General features: G+C 53.2%; 15 protein-coding genes, 1 tRNA gene and 1 pseudogene. 4 read left to right on the top strand and 13 right to left on the bottom strand.

The genetic code is table 11. The features are described from left to right. Positions 1-79 precede the first annotated feature (79 nt). The 4 genes from hrpA to NF683_RS13875 all read right to left on the bottom strand — a co-directional run bounded on the left by hrpA (position 80) and on the right by NF683_RS13875 (position 7,294). Positions 80-4,093 (bottom strand): ATP-dependent RNA helicase HrpA, encoded by a 4,014-nt coding sequence (gene hrpA / locus NF683_RS13890; protein ID WP_253920261.1) that lies wholly within the window; start codon positions 4,091-4,093, stop codon positions 80-82. A gap of 100 nt (positions 4,094-4,193) precedes the next feature. Further along, positions 4,194-5,864, bottom strand: a complete 1,671-nt coding sequence (locus NF683_RS13885) for an AMP-binding protein (RefSeq protein ID WP_253920260.1) — start codon at positions 5,862-5,864, stop codon at positions 4,194-4,196. 185 nt (positions 5,865-6,049) lie between these two features. Further along, positions 6,050-6,835: a class II glutamine amidotransferase gene (locus NF683_RS13880; RefSeq protein WP_089037892.1), complete on the bottom strand. Its 786-nt coding sequence runs from the start codon at positions 6,833-6,835 to the stop codon at positions 6,050-6,052. Positions 6,836-6,868: 33 nt separating this feature from the next. Further along, entirely contained in the window at positions 6,869-7,294 is a 426-nt protein-coding gene (locus NF683_RS13875; protein WP_089037891.1) for a hypothetical protein, read from the bottom strand. 62 nt (positions 7,295-7,356) lie between these two features. On the opposite strand from NF683_RS13875, the gene NF683_RS13870 reads away from it, so the two are divergent. Then, the gene (locus NF683_RS13870) at positions 7,357-9,462 is read left to right on the top strand and encodes a S9 family peptidase (RefSeq protein ID WP_253920259.1); all 2,106 of its coding nucleotides are present in this window, start codon (positions 7,357-7,359) and stop codon (positions 9,460-9,462) included. A gap of 174 nt (positions 9,463-9,636) precedes the next feature. Beyond that, positions 9,637-9,804 carry a hypothetical protein gene (locus NF683_RS13865; protein WP_253920258.1) on the top strand — a complete coding sequence of 56 codons (168 nt, stop codon included), beginning with the start codon at positions 9,637-9,639 and terminating at the stop codon, positions 9,802-9,804. A 56-nt stretch (positions 9,805-9,860) separates the two neighbouring features. Here the strand turns inward: NF683_RS13865 and NF683_RS13860 are convergent, their stop codons facing one another. The 8 genes and pseudogenes from NF683_RS13860 to grxD all read right to left on the bottom strand — a co-directional run bounded on the left by NF683_RS13860 (position 9,861) and on the right by grxD (position 15,951). Beyond that, a complete protein-coding gene (locus NF683_RS13860) occupies positions 9,861-10,319 on the bottom strand; it encodes a YcgN family cysteine cluster protein (protein ID WP_038482916.1) in 459 nt (152 codons plus the stop codon). Continuing rightward, positions 10,300-10,935: an acyl carrier protein phosphodiesterase gene (locus NF683_RS13855; protein WP_253920257.1), complete on the bottom strand. Its 636-nt coding sequence runs from the start codon at positions 10,933-10,935 to the stop codon at positions 10,300-10,302. Before NF683_RS13855 ends, NF683_RS13860 begins: the two co-directional genes overlap by 20 nt. A 47-nt stretch (positions 10,936-10,982) precedes the next feature. Further along, complete coding sequence (locus NF683_RS13850) at positions 10,983-11,276, bottom strand: YcgL domain-containing protein (RefSeq protein WP_253920256.1); 294 nt, start codon at positions 11,274-11,276, stop codon at positions 10,983-10,985. After that, positions 11,276-12,407, bottom strand: a pseudogene (gene rnd, locus NF683_RS13845) (ribonuclease D). Before rnd ends, NF683_RS13850 begins: the two are co-directional and overlap by 1 nt. Before the next feature lie 53 nt (positions 12,408-12,460). After that, on the bottom strand, positions 12,461-13,066 hold the full coding sequence (gene recR, locus NF683_RS13840; protein ID WP_089037889.1) for a recombination mediator RecR: 606 nt from the start codon (positions 13,064-13,066) through the stop codon (positions 12,461-12,463). A 2-nt stretch (positions 13,067-13,068) separates the two neighbouring features. After that, positions 13,069-13,395 carry a YbaB/EbfC family nucleoid-associated protein gene (locus NF683_RS13835; protein WP_038482905.1) on the bottom strand — a complete coding sequence of 109 codons (327 nt, stop codon included), beginning with the start codon at positions 13,393-13,395 and terminating at the stop codon, positions 13,069-13,071. Between the two features lie 54 nt (positions 13,396-13,449). Then, positions 13,450-15,465 (bottom strand): DNA polymerase III subunit gamma/tau, encoded by a 2,016-nt coding sequence (gene dnaX / locus NF683_RS13830; RefSeq protein WP_253920255.1) that lies wholly within the window; start codon positions 15,463-15,465, stop codon positions 13,450-13,452. 135 nt (positions 15,466-15,600) lie between these two features. Further along, positions 15,601-15,951, bottom strand: a complete 351-nt coding sequence (gene grxD / locus NF683_RS13825; RefSeq protein ID WP_038482899.1) for a Grx4 family monothiol glutaredoxin — start codon at positions 15,949-15,951, stop codon at positions 15,601-15,603. A gap of 221 nt (positions 15,952-16,172) precedes the next feature. On the opposite strand from grxD, the gene argF reads away from it, so the two are divergent. Then, positions 16,173-17,096 carry an ornithine carbamoyltransferase gene (gene argF, locus NF683_RS13820; protein ID WP_253920254.1) on the top strand — a complete coding sequence of 308 codons (924 nt, stop codon included), beginning with the start codon at positions 16,173-16,175 and terminating at the stop codon, positions 17,094-17,096. 181 nt (positions 17,097-17,277) lie between these two features. Here argF and NF683_RS13815 read toward each other — a convergent pair. Continuing rightward, positions 17,278-17,353: transfer RNA gene (locus NF683_RS13815), tRNA-Ala, on the bottom strand. 193 nt (positions 17,354-17,546) lie between these two features. Between NF683_RS13815 and uvrY the strand changes: the two genes are divergently transcribed. Beyond that, positions 17,547-18,197, top strand: coding sequence for a UvrY/SirA/GacA family response regulator transcription factor (gene uvrY, locus NF683_RS13810; protein ID WP_253920253.1), 651 nt, complete (start codon positions 17,547-17,549; stop codon positions 18,195-18,197). The last annotated feature ends 4 nt before the right edge of the window (positions 18,198-18,201 follow it).

The raw sequence follows: 18,201 nt of genomic DNA, 5'->3' as shown, positions 1-18,201 counted from the left end.
GTCGCTGGCTGTCAATCGATGTTGTCATCTGGGTGCATTGGCTTAACGACGTAAGCCTATTATCGTATTACGACAAGCGTTAAACGCTAACAAGCTCTTCCCAACGCTTTTCTAGGCGCTTCACAGAAACGGGCATTTTAGTACCCAGCTGCTGGGCAAACAGAGACACCCGGAGCTCCTGAATCCACCAACCAAATGCCACTAACTCTGGGTCTTCCGCGTCGCCTCTGCGCTCACTTTTACGGCGCGCGTCAAAACGCGTTTCCAATGCTTGGACATCGTGCATTAGCATTTGGTCGCGCCCTCGCTCGCGCGCGGCTTTTTCCAGCCGGATTAACGCAGCCTCTGTATAACGAGGATACTCCGTTAACCACTCTCCTGCATCGCGAATGAAACCGGGGTAAACCAATCGCTTCATCTGCGCGCTGACATCACTGTAAACAAGCGCCAACGCAAAATTGAGCTTCCCTTTTAAAATTTTGGTCACTGCCAAGTGCCCTTTCAGCGCCGCCTCAACTTGCGTTAACAGTGCTTGTGCATGCGCTAACAAGCTTTCTTCAGACGTTTGCAAGCGCTGCTTAAGGGCTTGCTCCGAACGTGGCAGAGGATGCGCAGCCACTACTTGAGTAAACACCGCCAGTAAAAGATCATCAACCAGCTCATTTTTGCTCCCAACCTTCGCAAACAGCAACGCGCATTTTTCCACCCCCGGCAAACGCTTAATCGCTTTCACCTGATCCGGCTGTTGTGAGATCGCCAAACGCGCCACACCCATTTGATGCGCTGCCGCTGCCTTGGCGGGATGATCGAAAAGTGCCACTTTGAAGCGTGCATCTTCTGCTACCAGTGCCGGGTAGGCCTCAACACGAATACCCGCTTGAGTCGTCACCCGAGACTCGGGAAGCGGCTCAATAGGTAGACCTTCAAGCGCCGGAGCCTGATTAGCCTGCTCCGCTAACGCCTGAGCTCCCCTGCTGGCGGCTTCTTCAAAGCGCCTTTCCAGGGCACGTACGTCACGCCCCTGGCCCAGCGTTTTACCAGCGTGATCAACAACGCGCACGTTCATGATTAAATGTGGTGCTAGCAGGTCAAGCCGCCAGTCATCTGGGTGTACCCGCGTACCCGTTCGCCGCCGAATAAACTCGCCAAGCGCCTCGGTCAGTGGGCGGTTATCAGGCACGAGCATTTCCAGCGCCGCATCGACCCAGTCAGGAATGGGGACCACTTGACGACGAATGCTTTTCGGCAGTGATTTAAGTAGCGCAATACACTTTTCGCGCAGCAACCCCGGCACTAACCACTCAAGGGCGTGTACGGGCAACTGAGGCAACATAGCGGCTGGTACGGTCAGCGTAACGCCATCATCTTCTGCATCAGGATTAAAGTGATAGCTAACCGGATAGGCAACCCCTGCCAACGTTAGGTGGTCAGGGTACTGCGCCTGAGTCACGTCGTTAGCATCCCGTGCTTTAAGTGCCTCAATATCGAATTTTAATAAGTCAGGAGACTCACGCTCTACCTGCTTGCGCCAGTGCTCAAATCCTTTGCCATTAACGATATCGTGAGGGAGCCGTTCATCATAAAAAGCAAACAACGTCTCTTCATCGACCAGAATATCGCGCCGACGTGCACGATCTTCGAGTGCCTCGACTTCTTCAATCAACGCTCGGTTATGGGCAAAAAACTCACCCTTAGTCTGAAATTCGCCTTCCACTAGCGCACGACGAATAAACAGCTCACGGGACTCTTGGGGAGCAATAGGGCCATAATGCACGCGGCGACGGGCAACGATAGGCAGACCAAACAGGGTTACTTGCTCGAACGCAACTACCTGGGCACGTTTCATTTCCCAGTGCGGCTCGCTATAGCTGCTTTTTATCAAGTGCTGCGCTTGAGGCTCAATCCACTGGGGGTCAATTTTCGCCACTGTCCGGGCGAACAATTTAGTGGTTTCAATCAGCTCAAACGCCATTACCCACTTCGGCGTTTTTTTCGCCAGCCCTGAACCGGGGTGAATCATAAACTTACGATTACGCGCACCGAGATATTCACGATTTTCCAGCAGGGTTCCCAGGTTAGAAAGCAGCCCAGATAACAGCGCTTGGTGCAGTTTTCCTGACGTTTTACGACGCGCTTGCTTGGCTTGCTCTTCGCTTTCGTCTTCATCTCTGGGCAACGGTGCAGGCACGTCGATGTCCATATCGCGCAGCAACTGACGCAATTGACGGAACGTGTCATGCCATTCGCGCATGCGCAGATAGTTAATATAGTGCTCGCGACACCAGCGACGTAGTTGGTTGCCTGAGAGAGCCTCGCGGGCATTTTCGATGCCATGCCATAAGTTTAGCAACGCAACAAAATCAGAATCGGGATCATGCCAGCGCTGGTGGGCTTGATCCGCCGCTTGGCGTTTGTCAGCAGGCCGATCTCTAGGATCTTGTATCGCCAGAGCCGATACCACTATCAACACATCCCGCAGGCTGCCCCGTTCGGCGCCTGCCAGCACCATACGTGCTAGGCGTGGGTCGATGGGTAGCTTAGCTAGCTTACGGCCCAGCGGGGTCAGGCGCTGCTGGTCGTCTACCGCCCCCAGCTCAAACAGCAAACGAAAGCCATCTTTTACGAATCGGCTATCGGGCGGGTCGACAAAGGGAAAGGCTTCTATACTGCCAAGTTTCAGCGCCAGCATGGAAAGGATGACTGACGCTAAATTGGTGCGCTGGATTTCTGGGTCGGTAAACGCTGGCCGCGACAGGAAGTCTTCTTCATCATAAAGACGAATACACACCCCTTCCGCTACACGGCCACAGCGGCCTTTACGCTGATTGGCGCTGGCCTGGCTAATCGGCTCAATCGGTAGCCGCTGTATTTTCGCCCGATAGCTGTAGCGACTGATCCGCACTAAGCCAGGGTCAATAACGTAGCGAATACCCGGTACCGTGAGCGAGGTTTCCGCAACGTTAGTCGCCAGCACAATTCTCCGCCCTTTGTGGGAAGCGAAGACACGATTTTGCTCTTCGTTGGAAAGCCGAGCATAGAGCGGCAATATTTCGGTGCCGGTTAAGTCAGCCCGTCGCAGCGTATCGGCTGTCTCACGAATCTCCCGCTCCCCGGGTAAAAACACCAGCACATCGCGTGGACCATGCAGCCAGCCCTTCTCACGCTCGATGGTTTCGATTTCGCGCACGGCGTGCAAAATGCCTTCTTGCAGTGTCCGGTCATCCTCATCCTCTTCGCTACGCGCCAGCGGGCGGTAATGCACATCGACGGGAAAAGTGCGGCCAGAGACTTCAACCACCGGCGCAGGCGCGTTGGCACTGCCGAAATGGGCAGCAAAACGATCTACATCAATGGTGGCTGAAGTAATAATAACTTTTAGATCAGGACGTTTCGGCAGCAGGCGCTTTAAATAACCCAGCAAAAAGTCGATGTTAAGGCTGCGCTCGTGCGCCTCATCAATAATCAGCGTGTCGTAACGCAGCAGCAAAGGATCGTGCTGGGTTTCTGCCAGCAGGATACCGTCCGTCATCAGCTTTACGAGCGTATTTGGGGAGCTTTGATCATTGAAGCGTACTTGGTAGCCCACCTGCTCACCCAGCGGCACGCTCATCTCTTCCGCTAATCGCCCAGCAACGCTACGCGCTGCCAGTCGGCGTGGCTGGGTATGCCCAATCACCCCTTTACGCCCACGGCCAAGCTCTAAACAAATTTTAGGCAGCTGAGTGGTTTTACCTGACCCTGTCTCCCCCGCCACGACCACTACCTGATGGTCGCGGATAGCGTTTAGGATATCCTCTCGTCGTTCTACTACAGGCAACTCGGCAGGATAATCCAGCGCCACCTTCAGTGCTTCACGGTTAGCAAGCAGGCGCTTAGCTTTTTCAAGGTCGCGCTGAACTTGTTGGACACCGTGGTCGATCGGTTTTCTGTCTCGTTGACGCCGCTTAAGGCCTGCCACACGACGCGCTAGCTGCTGTGCATCACGCAGCATAACGTGCCTTATCTCCTCATCTAATACGGTGAGTGGATAAGCGTTCTGGGCGTCAGCATGGGAAGTTTGCGTGTCGGTGGTCACGTTAGGCTCGGTTTCCATCTCAGAATAAAATCGGCCCACTGCATGAGTGGGCCGACTATTGTAACGCCTTCGATAACAGGACGCCTAACAGCCACCTAATAGCGAACTCATTAAGCGCTTAAGCGTTGCTTGTTTCCTGATCGCGGAGCTGTCGACGCAACACCTTGCCAACGTTGGTTTTGGGAAGCTCATCACGGAACTCTACATACTTCGGAACTTTGTAGCCGGTTAGCTCTTTTTTGCACCACTTGCGCAGCGTCTCAGCGTCTAACTCACTGTTTTTGGAAACAACGAATAGCTTGATGGCTTCTCCAGCACCTTCATCTGGCACACCCACTGCTGCAGACTCCAACACATCTGGATGCGCTGCCACTACATCTTCTATTTCATTTGGGTAGACATTAAAGCCAGATACTAAAATCATATCTTTTTTACGATCAACGATCTTGATGTAGCCATCATCTTGCAACACGGCAATATCGCCCGTATGGAACCAGCCGTTTTCATCAATAGAATTGCGGGTTTCATCATCGCGCTGCCAGTAACCTTTCATCACCTGAGGCCCTTGCACGCAAAGCTCACCGGGCTCACCCATGGGAACATCATTGCCGTCTGCATCTATCACTTTCACAGCGGTACCAGCCACTGGCTTACCAATGGTGCCCAGCTGTATAGCGTTTGTAGGGTTAAAGCTAACAATCGGCGATGTTTCCGTTAGCCCGTAGCCCTCTGCAATCGGGCACCCCGTTGTCTCTTCCCAACGCTGAGCCGCCGCTTTAGTCAGTGCCATACCGCCGGAAATGGTCAGTTTCAGCTTGGAAAAATCGAGCTGCTTAAAGTCATCTCGGTTACACAGCGCATTAAACAGCGTGTTCAGACCAATAAACCCGGTAAACGGCAAGCCTTTAAGCTCTTTGACAAAGCTAGCTAAGTCACGAGGATTAGTAATCAATAGCGAGTGGTTGCCTGTTTCCATCAGGAATAAACAGTTAACGGTAAACGTATAAATGTGATAAACCGGCAATGGCGCAATTACCAGCTCTTCGCCATCGGTCAAGTGTTCACCGATAGCAGCACGCGCCTGAAGCATATTGGCCACAAGGTTCTGGTGGGTCAGCATCGCGCCTTTAGGCATACCGGTGGTGCCACCGGTGTATTGCAGTGCAGCCACATCATCCATGGTGCGTTGCACCTCAGTATGATGTAACGACGCGCCTTTTTTCAGTGCATCGCGGAAGCCAATAGCATTGGGTAGCGAGTAGGCAGGCACCATCTTTTTAACGTGCTTAACAACGGCGTTAATTAGCCAACGCTTCGGCACATCGTGCATATCGGCAAGCTGGGTCACCAAGACGTGTTGGATATCCGTTTTATCCAGCACTTTCTCAAGCTTATCCGCCATATTGGCCAAAATCACAATGGCTTTGGCATTTGAGTCTTTGAACTGGTGCGCCATCTCCCGCTCGGTGTAAAGCGGGTTGGTATTAACGACCACGAGCCCCGCTCTTAGTGCACCAAACACCGCCACGGGAAACTGCAGCACGTTAGGCAACTGAATGGCGATTCGATCCCCAGGAACCAAGTCGGTTTCATGCTGCAACCAAGCTGCAAAATTGGCAGACAGACGATCAAGATCGGCAAACGTTAGGGTTTTGCCCATGCAGCTAAATGCCGGCTTGTTGGCAAAACGTTTAACCGCTGAATGAAAGACATCCGTGACTGAGTTGTACTGATCCAAGCCTTCAAGCACTGGGCCACGTAGTACGTGGGCATTGGCGTGTTCGCTCATGGGCAATCTCCGCTATCCGTGTCGATATTTGACCGACCTTGTTATTGTGCGTGACTAAGTAGCAAGCCTAAAAGAGCCAACCATATACGACAGGCAGCACGCTGTAAAACGATCGATTGAAACTGGCGTTTCAACTTTAGCTTAAAGCACGGCCCTGTTACTGTCGCTCACGCTGTGTCGCCACCCTATTTGCTATGACCGTAACGCGCTTTGATCTCTCCCTCGCGCCATACCAATAATTCACCAGGAACCATTCGCTGCCACGCTTCATTTTGGGTAAGTGGTTCGGTGGCAATCACAGAGACAATATCGTTAGGCGTCGTATGCTCGATAAAATTAACCGTCAACTCTGCATCGGACAGCTCCGCCTCACCAAAGGGTGCGCGGCGAGTAATATGAGCCAATTTAGTCGAGCAGTAGCTGTATAAGTAAACGCCATCAGATAACAGTAGGTTAAAAACGCCTAGTCCGCGCAACTCTTCACATAGCCCGTGCAAACGCTCCCACAATGATTCAGGAGACGCAGGCGGCGTAGGAAAGCAACGACGCAGTTCGCCCATTAGCCAGCAGAAAGCGTGTTCACTGTCTGTGTTACCTACCGGGGTGTACGTACCTAACGGCAACTGCTGCCAATCACTCAACTGACCATTATGGGCGTAGCACCAGGGTCGCCCCCACATTTCACGGGTAAATGGGTGCGTATTTGCCAGCCGTACGCCACCCACATTCGCTTGGCGAATGTGGCTAATCACTACATTGGACTTGATAGGATATTCACAGATTAAGCGGGCTATCGGGGAATTAACCGAGGGGTGAGGGTCACGAAACTCGCGGTACCCCCCCTCCTCGTAAAATGCGATGCCCCACCCATCGCGGTGAGGCCCAGTGCCCCCACCGCGGTGTAAAAAGCCGGAAAAACTGAAACAAATATCGGTAGGAACATTGGCGCTCATGCCTAGTAACTCACACATTGGCTAGCTCCATCATCGCGCCTTGTACTCGCATTAGTTAATCACTGGCTCCCGGCGCCGGGTTGGCTGAGGATCTTCTTCCTGGGGCTGATGCTGCGACACATCATCATAAGGTTCTGGCCTACGCCACCACCACAGGGCAATGCCAACACATGCGCCTAAGGCAATGCCTAAAATCAACCACAGCAAACCACCACGTAGTGCACTGGCGCTATGCTCAAGAAAAGCAACCGCAGACACCATGGCAGCCGGTGCCCAACCGGTATAAAACTCACCCTCTTCTACTAACGGTAACTGATACCCTGCAGGTATCCACATCGCTCCCGCCACACACCAGGTAATTACCAAACGCGGTAGGCGAGGCAAGAATGCTAGCGCAAAGTAGACAGCAACCAGCACAACCAGTGAAAGAACGTAATAACTTGACCACAGCAGTGACATTGAGTCTTCAAACAGCATAATACCCCTCATGTGGGTGGAGACACCCGACGTTGATTTCCCGTTATGGTACCTATCAATTTATGAAAGCACAGCCTGATAAGCACGAAGGCTCGCCTGTCACACATTATTATCGCGCTAATTCTCCAGAATGGCACTGGTTAGAAGAGCGTGATGCGCCTGACGTATCGCTTTTTTTAGAAGCCGCGAACCATCAGCATGATGAATGGTTTGCTCCTTTACGGCCGCTTGCTGAAACACTTTATCAAAGCCACTTAGCGCGTCGTGAATTGGCAATAACCAGCCTTAAGACAGCGCTTGACCACTTTACGTTCTGGAGTGACACCACCGCCGAGGATGATTACCCCTGCTGGTGGCGCCACCCTAACAACCAGCCCGATGCTCACGAGTGCTTTCTTGACGTACGTGAACGTGCCGCCGATCAGCCTTTTTATGACATGGGCGACATGGCACTTTCCCCGAATGAGCAGTGGCTTGCCTGGACGGAAGATACCCAAGGCGACGAGCGCTTTACTCTATGGCTAAAGGCGCTACCCGACGGTAAACCTCAGCAACTACTTAGCGATATTGGCCCTAGCGTATGCTGGGCAGAGGATGAGACAACCAACGGCGCAACGCTGCTATTTACACGCTTTGATGACACTCAGCGCCCGGACTCCATCTGGCGTGTGTGGATACCGTTTTCAACGCCAGAGCGCCTTGCTGAGCCAGCCTTAGTAATGCGTGAGAACGATTCGGAGTTCTGGATTGGGATTGGCAAAACGCGCTCGAAAGCATGGCTTTTGATTGAAAGCGGTTCGAAAGATACAACAGAAATCCATGCCGTGCCGGCAGATCAGCCCCATTCTCCCCCGATGTGCCTACATGCCCGTCAGGCAGGGGTTGAAGTGAGCATTGATCATCGCCCTGGTACGTTTTATCGCTTACAAAATCTCTCAGGCCCGCATTTTCAACTCGACTTCACACGCGCTGATCAACACAGTAACCCTGCTGCCGAGTGGAAGTCGCTGATAGCTCACCGTGAAGACACTACCCTAGAAGGGATCGATGCGTTTGAATGGGGGCTAATCACCGCCGAGCGAAGCCATCGTGATGCCCAGGTTATGTTACGCCGCTTAGTGCTAGATAAAGATCACAACCTCACACTCGATAAGCATATCGAACTACCTGAAACACCCTGCTCGCAGTTGCTAGAAGATTCGCCACACTTCGATGCAAATACCGTACATCTACGCGAAGAGTCGTTCACTCGCCCTCCCAGCTGGTATGCGCTAAACCTGGATAGCGGTGAACGTACGTTGCTAAAGCAAGTCCCCGTTTACGGCCAACTGCAGCCTGATCAACTAGTCAGCCAGCGCATATGGGCAACCAGCGCTGACGGCGAACGCGTGCCAGTATCCATTGTCATGCGCGCTGACTTAGCCGGCCAACCACTGCCCACGCTGCTGTATGGTTACGGCGCCTATGGTGAAGCGCTTGATCCCTGGTTCTCAATTGCTCGGCTCGAACTACTGGAGCGTGGCGCAGCCTTTGCAGTTGCCCACGTACGCGGCGGCGGTGAGCGAGGCGAACCGTGGTATCTAAAGGGCAAAATGGCTCATAAAGAGAATAGCTTTAACGACTTCTTAGCTGCCCGAGAGGCGCTAGTAAACCAGGGGCTTAGCCAGCCAGAACGGATCGTGGCTTGCGGGGCAAGCGCAGGCGGTTTGCTAGTCGGTACCTGCGTCAATCGTAAACCTGAGGCATTTTGCGCAGCGGTATTGGAGGTGCCGTTTCTGGATGTGCTCCGTACCATGCAGAACCCAGAGTTACCGCTTACCACCGCCGAATATAGTGAGTGGGGCAATCCTGAAGACCCTGAAGTCGCCGAGCGTATCGCTGGCTACTCACCTATCGACAACATACGCGCCCAGCACTACCCAGCACTATGGATAGAGGGCAACTGGTTTGATACTCGCGTTAGTTACTGGGAGCCTGCCAAGTTTTATGCCCGCGTTAGCGAGGCACAGCAAGGCAATGCCCCTGTACTGCTTCACACCGACATGACCAGCGGCCACGGCGGCGCATCCGGCAGGTTCAAAGCTTGGCGAGATACGGCTCGCCAAGACGCATTTATCCTGTGGGCACTCGGGCTAGCCCCTATGGATGCGGCAAAGCAAGCGCAATAATTGCTTATCAAGCAACAGCCGACAGCTCCAAAATAACATTCAAGCAGCGCCCAGGCGCTGCTTTTTTTGTGAAAAAAACATTTTATGGAAAACATTTCCATAAAATTATTTTTACGTCATACTATCTATAAGTTTTATAGACAAACGTCTAGTTCACAAAGTCAGGAGCACACCATGAGCTATCAGGAACAGTTTCCAACAATTTGGGATACCCCGCCAAAGACAACAGCGCCAACCGATCAAGCGGCGACGCGAGAAACCACAGCGAAGCCACAGCCCTCACCGTTTAAAGAAACGTTTTTAACCATTTGGGATAGCACAAAAAGCAAAACCGCCAGCTAACGTTATTACCGTTAGCCAGCGGTTAGTGAGCATGCCAGGGAGGGCGACTGTTAGGTTTAGGACATCGGCAATACAGCGATAATATGCTCTTCCAAAAGGCGCTCGGGCACGTCATCTTGGGAAACCGCAAAACTTCTTACGCTTACCCCTTTACGGTGAACGCGCTCAGCATCGTTACTCAGCAATGGATGCCACCCCGCTAGCTTGCGTCCTTCAGCAACACGCCGATAGCCACATGTGTGCGGCAGCCAGGTAAACTCTTTGACGAGCTCAGGCGTCAATTGGGTACAGTCAGGTACGCTATCGAAGCGATTTTCATAGTCACTGCACTGGCAACTGTGAATATCCAGCAACCGACAGGCAACGTTAAGCACCGCTAATTCTTGCGTTTCATCGTCGTGGAGCTTCAACAAGCAACACTGGCCGCAACCATCGCATAACGCCTCCCACTCTTGGGGCGTTAATTCTTCTAGCGAGTATCTTTCCCAGAAGCGCTCACGCATGGCCGCCACCATCATTGATTCCCTTTACTTTCAACATGTCTGAATAACTCCCACTCTCCGCAGCACCACCGCTGCTGGTTAGCGTGGCACGACACTCTTGCCATAACACTGCGAAGTCGGCCGCTAAGCATGGATAGTCTTCGTAAAGCCAAGGCACTAACTCTGCTAAGCGGTTCGGCCCCGATAGCCGCTGACCAACGCCTGCTACTGCACGGCAGGTAAAGTCAAAATCAGCGTAACGGTGCAGCCAGTCATGCTTAATCATCAACGGCATCATGGTAGACAACCGTTGCGGTGCAGGCCAAGCCTGTAACAGCTGATAGCAGCGCTCGATTAACTGGTGCTGCTGCTCTCCCGCCTGCTGACGGGCAAGAAAATGATCCCACACGATATCTAACGCAATACCGACATAACGCCGCTGAGCGTGTGGCGCGCGCCGCTTTGCTTCTAAAACGTTTGGGTGCCGATCAATCCAGGCATCCACGCGGCGATGATGACGTATGCCGCGAGCAACATCTGGCGACCAAGCCGTTAAGTCTTGCCCCTTCACGCCGTCAGCAATCAGATTTCCGTACAGAAACTCATCACTACCAGGATGGGCAAGCCAAGCATGGGCAAGAAAGTTCATGGCAAAACGCTCATGACAGAACGTTCATGACAAGAAGCTCATTACGCTCATTCGCGGTTAGCCGCCTGAGCGCGATGAACATCCAGCAAATAGGCTTCTTTCGCAGGCGGCATTTGCAGGTAAAAGCCTTGCTCTTGGATTGCCTCCATCACATCAGCAGCATTCACCCGAGCCAGCTTTTTATCGGCGGTGAGTATCATTGTCAGCACCGGCACTGGCTTACCGAAGGTATCCATCAATGCGTCGGGCACGGATGACAACCCTTTCTGTTTGTCTATGTAGAGATACATCTCGTCTTTGCGTGAGCTTTTTAAAATCTCACAAAGCAGTTTCTCGCTCATTACGATAACTCCTCAAGCGCTTGATGAATTTCTTGAGTTAAATAGGCATCACGCCAGCCGCCAGGAGTGGTTAATGGCTGATTAGCAAGCTGCTGCATCACAAGCGCCTCAATATCTCGCCGCCGCAGCAACATCTCGGGCGCTATTTGCAGCTCAGCAGCCTTCTCAGCCACTACTTTTTTAAGTGCTTTAAAGCGCCGCTTAAACACAGGATGCATCGGGTCTGGCCAGCGCGCCAGTAAATCACCTTCGGGGCAATGCTGAGCCTGTTTCACCAGCGACAGCAGCGTATCGCCTTCTTTTTTAACCAGGGGCGGCTTAACCCCTTCAATTTCCGCTAGCTCATAACGATTTTTAGGCATTTTTTCAGCCACCGCGAACAGCAGCTTATCGCTAACCAACCAATTGCGCGGCAAATCCCGACGGCGGGTTTCGCCTTCCCGCCAAATGGTCATTAAGCGGTAGGCTTCAAGCTGGCGAGGATCCAGGCGCCACAACTGCCGCTGGCGCGTATACCATTGGCCATCGCTCTCTACGCTGCGACCTGCCTGCTCGATAAGACTGGCACACTCATCGTCAAGCCACTCGCGCCGCCCCAGTTGTTCAAGCTTCTCCGCTTGAAGCCTCCAGACCTTCAGCAAATAGATAACATCTAACGCCGCATATTCGCACTGGGAGGGCGTTAAGGGGCGCTCTAACCAGTTGGAACGCGTCTCTTCTTTAGGCAGCGTTTCCCCCATCCAGTGCTCTACCAATTTTTGATAGCCCATGCCGGGAGTTTCCCCCAAAAAAGCCTGAGCGACTTGCGTATCGATAAGCGGTGCTGGCAATACGCCGGCCCAGTGCTGAAAAACCTCGAGGTCTTCGCTGCAGGCATGCAGTAATTTGATGGCACTATTCTGCAACAAATCACGAAAAGCAGCGGTGCAAGGCGTGCTCAACGGGTCCACTAAATACGCCATGTCACCAGTGGTGAACTGAATAAGCGCTGGCACCGGAAAAAAACGTGTTTTCACGGAAAAATTCAGTATCTAGAGCAATCACACTGGCACCGGCGACTTGCTCGCATGCAGCATCTAAGGCGTCGGCACTATCAATCCATTGATACAACGAGGGGGCTAAAGAGGACAAAGCAAACTTCCGGGTTGGCACAATCGCAAAAGCGCTTGCGTTTTTTATAAGGGTCAATCGCTGGCGAAAGGCTGGCGACCATTAAAGGCGCGGCTTAGCGTACCACCGTCTACATACTCAAGCTCCCCTCCCATGGGCACACCATAGGCGAGTCGCGAAAAAGAGACACCGTAGTGAGCAAGCTGGGCGGCAATGAAGTGCGCTGTCGCTTCGCCTTCTACGGTGGGATTGGTGGCAAGCACGATTTCGCGAATATTGCCTTCTGCGACGCGGCTTTCCAATAGATCCAATCCAATGGCATCTGGACCAATGCCGTCCAGCGGCGAAAGATGACCATGCAATACAAAGTAACGCCCTTGGAAGCCACCCGCTTCTTCAATAGCAAGCTGATCAGCAGGCGACTCAACGACACACAGCAGCGCATCATCACGGCGGGGACTTTCGCACAGCACGCAGATATCCGCTTCGGTCAACGTACGGCAGCGCTGACAATAACCGACCTCTTCAATGGCCTGCTGAATTACCGCTGCCAACCGCTGCCCTCCTGGGCGCTCGCGTTCTAACAGGTGCATGGCCATGCGTTGGGCCGTTTTTGGCCCAACGCCCGGCAGCACGCGAAAAGCGTCCATCAGTTGCTCAACAAGCGGGGAGAAGCGCATGCTTAGAACGGCATCTTAAAGCCGGGCGGCAAGTTCAAGCCTGCCGTCGCTTCTTCCATCTTCGCTTTGGAGTTTGCTTCCACTTTTCGAACAGCATCATTCACGGCAGCGGCGAGCAAATCTTCCAGCAGCTCTTTGTCTTCTTCAAGAACGCTGGGGTCGATAGTAACATTGGTAACATCGTGGCGGCCGTTCATGGTGATTTTCACCATACCGGCGCCCGCTTCGCCATGGACTTCCGCTTTAGCAGCTTCTTCTTGAATCTGCTGCATCTTTTCCTGCATCTCTTGGGCTTGCTTCATTATGTTGCCCATTCCACCTTTAAACATGCGGTTATCTCCTGAAGGAATAAAAAATAAGCATCGCGAGTCAATCGTCAGCGGCTAAGAACGCTTGTCAGACGCGGGTTTAACGGTTGACTCAATGAGAGTAGCCCCAAATGCCTGCTGTAGCTTCTGTATATTGGGGTCGCGGTGTAATAGATCAACAGCCAACGCGTGGCGCTCTTTCTGCTGACGCTCTTCCTGCTGGCGGGGCGTTTCAATATCAGGCGCTAAGTCAGCCACCGTAAACTCGATACGCCGAGGCAGCCCATAATTACTTAGCGCGCGCTCAATACGGCCATTGTGAACATCGGCCTGCATAGCGGATTGCCCAGGGTCAAGCCGCAGCACCACCGTGTGACCATCATCGCTTTCAAGCTGACAGTGCGCTGCCAAATTACGGGTAAGGCCGCCTAACCCAAGGGCACTGAAGCATGCAAGCCAGCCAGCATGGTTTAGACGATCGTCAGCAGCGATCTGGCTGTTGGCAGCATTTGCAGGCACCTCACTGGAAACTGGCTCTGGCTCTGGCTCTGGCTCTGGCTCTGGCTCTGGCTCTGGCTCTGGCTCTGGCTCTGGCTCTGGCTCTGGCTCTGGCTCTGGCTCTGGCTCTGGCTCTGGCTCTGAAGAAAGCATGGCGGCACTCTCCACCTCGTCAAGCGACCAGGGTGGCGCTTGCTCTGATGAAACAGCGTCAGGCGTGCTTAACTCGTCAGTTGCACCCGGGGCAGCACTCGCCTGCACCGCGGCTGAGTCAGGCATTGTTGCCTGATTGCTCGGCAGCGCAGGCTCAGGCTTTTTTGCCGCTGGCTCATGGGCAGAGACTGGTTCAGGTGCGCCGCTATCCTCAGATGCAGCTACCTGAGCAGCAGGTTCGTGAGAGACAGGTTCATGAGACACCGCTGCTTGGGAAACAGCGTCACTGGAAGGTTCGCGACGCAGCGGAAGCGGCGTGGCAGCAGGCTTTGGTACGCCCTGGGGGCGAAACGCCAGCATTCGCAACAGCGTCATTTCCAGCGCACTGCGCAGATCAGGTGCATGCACCATGTCGCCGCGCCCTTGAATGCCGATCTGGTAATAGAGTTGAATATCCTCGGCAGTAAAGCGGCTCGCCAGCTGTTGAATAAGCGCTCGATCACCGTGGCTATTATCAACGGCATCAGGCACCATCTGCGCCACGGCCAAGCGATGCAGAACCGCACTTAACTCATCCAATACTGCTGCAAAATCAGGCCCCTGCTCCGATAACTGAGCAACCTCGGCTAGCAGACGCTGAACATCAACATCAGCCAGTGCTTCTACCAGCGCCAACACATGGCGATGATCCAAGGTACCCAGCATGGCAGCGACATCCGCATGGCGAATCGCCCCCTGGCCAAAGGCAATGGCTTGATCGGTCAGGCTCATTGCATCGCGCATAGAACCTTCCGCGGCCTTACCTAACAGCCACAGAGCGCTCTCATCATACTCGACCCCTTCCTCCCCCAGCACATAGGTTAGGTGCTCTACCACCCGTACAGGGGGCATATGCTTAAGCGTGAACTGTAAACAGCGGGATAGGACGGTGGCGGGCAGTTTTTGCGGATCCGTGGTGGCCAGCAGAAACTTCACGTGGGGTGGCGGCTCTTCCAGCGTTTTAAGCAACGCATTGAAACTGCTGGTCGACAGCATGTGTACCTCGTCAATCAGGTACACCTTATAGCGCCCTTGCGTTGGCGCATACTGCACGTTATCGAGCAGCTCTCGGGTATCTTCAACCTTTGTCCGCGAAGCAGCATCGACCTCGATCAAGTCAACGAATCGACCTTCATCAATCGCGCGACAGCTGTCGCACTGACCGCAAGGCGTCGAGGTAATGCCTTCATTACCGCGGCCATTTGCGGTGCAGTTAAGGCATTTAGCCAGGATACGCGCAAGGGTGGTCTTGCCTACCCCGCGAGTACCCGTAAATAGGTAGGCATGGTGAAGACGGCCTTGGTCGAGCGCATTGACCAAGGCGCGCTGAACATGGGCCTGGCCCACGAGCTCGTGGAATGTACGCGGCCGCCATTTGCGGGCCAGAACCTGATAGCTCATTGAGCATTACTTCCTTTGGCGGGCTAACTGTCGATGCGAAAAGGACACCATTCTAGCGGCTGCGCTGCAGCCCGCCAACCGCTCAGCCCAATAGACTAGCAGTCCACCAGACCAAGCGGCATTGGGCAATAAACGTTAAGCGTTGTTGTCACTTTCAGCAGCGCCAGCACGCTGGGCAGCTTCTTTGATTAGCTTTTCGAGCTCACCACTTTGATGCATCTCGATCACGATATCGCAGCCGCCAACCAATTCGCCTTCCACCCAAAGCTGCGGGAAGGTCGGCCAGTTAGCAATTTTTGGCAGCTCAGCGCGAATATCTGGATTATCCAGCACGTTAACAAAGGCAAAACGCTCACCGCAGCCCATCAGCGCCTGCACTGTTTGTGCAGAAAAACCACACTGCGGCAACTGGGGGGTACCTTTCATGTAGATAAGAATGGGGTTTTCACTAATTTGGCGCTGAATATTTTCGGCAGTCGTACTCATGATGTGCTCCTAAAACAAGTGATGTTATCTCGCCAGTTTACGCAATTCGTTAACTCGCTTTAACCCTTAAAGCCGAAGATTACCTTTTGTTGCTGTGCAACCTAATACTTGAGCAAACTACTCGGCCTTACCATGTGGGTCGTCATTCTACGCATGCCGAGCGCGTTGCGCATCCCCCGCCGCATCGCTAGGATAGTGTTTTTGCGCGGAGAGATATCATCATGGCGACACGCCATTTCTTAACCTTGCTGGATTTAACCCCAGATGAGCTGGCGTACCTGATTCAGCGTGCGATTAAGATCAAAACCGAGCTCAAGGCTAATGGCCCCATCTATACGCCACTGCCTAACCGCACGCTGGCGATGATTTTTGAAAAATCATCGACTCGCACCCGAGTGTCGTTTGAAACCGGCATGGCGCAGTTCGGCGGTCACGCCCTCTTCCTCTCTCCCCGCGACACCCAGCTAGGGCGTGGAGAGCCGATTGAAGACACCGCCCGCGTACTGTCCGAAATGGTCGATGCGGTAATGATTCGGACCTTTTCACACGCAGGCTTAGAAGCCTATGCCAACGCCAGCAGCGTGCCGGTGATTAACGCATTAAGTGACGATTACCATCCTTGCCAATTGCTAGCAGACGTGATGACCTGGACCGAGCTGCGTGGCAGTGTAGAAGGACGCACGGCTGTTTGGGTAGGTGATGGCAATAACATGTGCCACTCCTGGATTAATGCTGCCCGTCAGTTTGGTTTCAAACTGCGCGTTTGTTGCCCTAAAGGCTATGAACCCCGCGCTGACATTATGGAAGCCGCCGGGGGCTGCGTAACGTTGCATCACAACCCCCACGAGGCTGCCAAAGACGCCGACTTGATCACGACAGATGTGTGGGCATCCATGGGGCAGGAAGAAGAACAAGCTAAGCGCGAAGCAGACTTTGCAGGCTTCCAGGTCACTGAAGCAATGCTTGATAGCGCACAACCTGATGTGCTTTTCCTACACTGCCTGCCTGCCCACCGCGGCGAAGAGATCAGCACTACCTTATTGGACGATCCACGCGCTGTCGTGTGGCAAGAAGCGGGGAATCGCCTGCATGCACAAAAGGCGCTAATCGAATTTTTACTGCTTGGCAAAATTGCCAACGAGTAGCGCTTAAGGGTACGTGCTTTTTGGTACAGGCTTTCAGCCACGTGAGCGCCCAACAGCACGTACTCTCACACGTACTCCCGCATGTACCCTCGCACAAACTATCAATTGAAAATGATAAGCATAAAAAAACGCCTCGTTACTGGTAACGAGGCGTTTTTTTGGATTCTGTGGGTCTGTAAAATGGTGGAGCCTAGCGGGATCGAACCGCTGACCTCAACACTGCCAGTGTTGCGCTCTCCCAGCTGAGCTAAGGCCCCACATAGTTTTACATGCCGCTTTTTTCAAACCACTCATTGAGCGGCGAGATACTACGCCAGTAATTTGTCTAGCGTCAAGCTAATCATGAACAACTATCAACTAAATTCTCCTTTGTTTAGAGCTGTGGCACTCTATATCATGCAACGCGGCTTAGGCCCACCACTACGATGATTTCATGCAGGAGCCTGCACCTTGATCAAAGTTTTAATCGCCGATGATCATCACCTAGTGAGAACCAGCATTGCTCATCTGCTAAACGAAGAGTGCGATATTGAAGTCGTAGGTGAGGTCGACGATGGCGAAAGCGCAGTGGCTCAATGCCGTCGTTTAAAACCTGACATTGTCGTTATGGATATTCGCATGCCGGGCATCGGCGGACTCGAAGCTACTCGCCGCATCCATAGAACAATGGAAGACGTCAAAGTACTCATATTAACCGCTCACATTGAAGATAGTGCGCTGCGGCTCATGCTGGAAGCGGGTGCGATTGGCTTCCTCAGCAAAGGGGCTGACACGTCAGAAATGACCGACGCTATCCGCCAAGTCTTTCACGGAAAGCGCTATGTCAGCCAAGAAATCGCCCAGCGGTTGGCGCTTTCCCATTTTACTGACGAAGACAATCCGTTTAGACACCTATCGCATCGTGAGCTACAAATCGCCCTGATGATTGTCAACTGCCAGCGCGTCCAGGATATTTCAGACCGCTTGCACCTTAGCCCCAAAACAGTGAACACCTATCGCTATCGGCTATTTGACAAACTAGAGGTCGCTACCGATGTAGAGCTTACCCACCTGGCACTACGCCACGGTTTAGTTGAGGGCTTTGACGCCATGCTGGGATAGACCT

The organism is Halomonas sp. MS1 (assembly GCF_024182575.1).
In the GTDB taxonomy this organism is placed as follows: Bacteria; Pseudomonadota; Gammaproteobacteria; order Pseudomonadales; family Halomonadaceae; genus Vreelandella.
This window is presented reverse-complemented; position numbering and strand designations above follow the sequence as displayed.

Bases quoted from the DNA above. Each gene is read 5' to 3' on its own strand.
- hrpA (WP_253920261.1), bottom strand. From the start codon at position 4,093: ATGGAAACCGAGCCTAACGTGACCACCGACACGCAAACTTCCCATGCT.
- NF683_RS13885 (WP_253920260.1), bottom strand. From the start codon at position 5,864: ATGAGCGAACACGCCAATGCCCACGTACTACGTGGCCCAGTGCTTGAA.
- NF683_RS13880 (WP_089037892.1), bottom strand. From the start codon at position 6,835: ATGTGTGAGTTACTAGGCATGAGCGCCAATGTTCCTACCGATATTTGT.
- NF683_RS13875 (WP_089037891.1), bottom strand. From the start codon at position 7,294: ATGCTGTTTGAAGACTCAATGTCACTGCTGTGGTCAAGTTATTACGTT.
- NF683_RS13870 (WP_253920259.1), top strand. From the start codon at position 7,357: ATGAAAGCACAGCCTGATAAGCACGAAGGCTCGCCTGTCACACATTAT.
- NF683_RS13865 (WP_253920258.1), top strand. From the start codon at position 9,637: ATGAGCTATCAGGAACAGTTTCCAACAATTTGGGATACCCCGCCAAAG.
- NF683_RS13860 (WP_038482916.1), bottom strand. From the start codon at position 10,319: ATGGTGGCGGCCATGCGTGAGCGCTTCTGGGAAAGATACTCGCTAGAA.
- NF683_RS13855 (WP_253920257.1), bottom strand. From the start codon at position 10,935: ATGAACTTTCTTGCCCATGCTTGGCTTGCCCATCCTGGTAGTGATGAG.
- NF683_RS13850 (WP_253920256.1), bottom strand. From the start codon at position 11,276: ATGAGCGAGAAACTGCTTTGTGAGATTTTAAAAAGCTCACGCAAAGAC.
- recR (WP_089037889.1), bottom strand. From the start codon at position 13,066: ATGCGCTTCTCCCCGCTTGTTGAGCAACTGATGGACGCTTTTCGCGTG.
- NF683_RS13835 (WP_038482905.1), bottom strand. From the start codon at position 13,395: ATGTTTAAAGGTGGAATGGGCAACATAATGAAGCAAGCCCAAGAGATG.
- dnaX (WP_253920255.1), bottom strand. From the start codon at position 15,465: ATGAGCTATCAGGTTCTGGCCCGCAAATGGCGGCCGCGTACATTCCAC.
- grxD (WP_038482899.1), bottom strand. From the start codon at position 15,951: ATGAGTACGACTGCCGAAAATATTCAGCGCCAAATTAGTGAAAACCCC.
- argF (WP_253920254.1), top strand. From the start codon at position 16,173: ATGGCGACACGCCATTTCTTAACCTTGCTGGATTTAACCCCAGATGAG.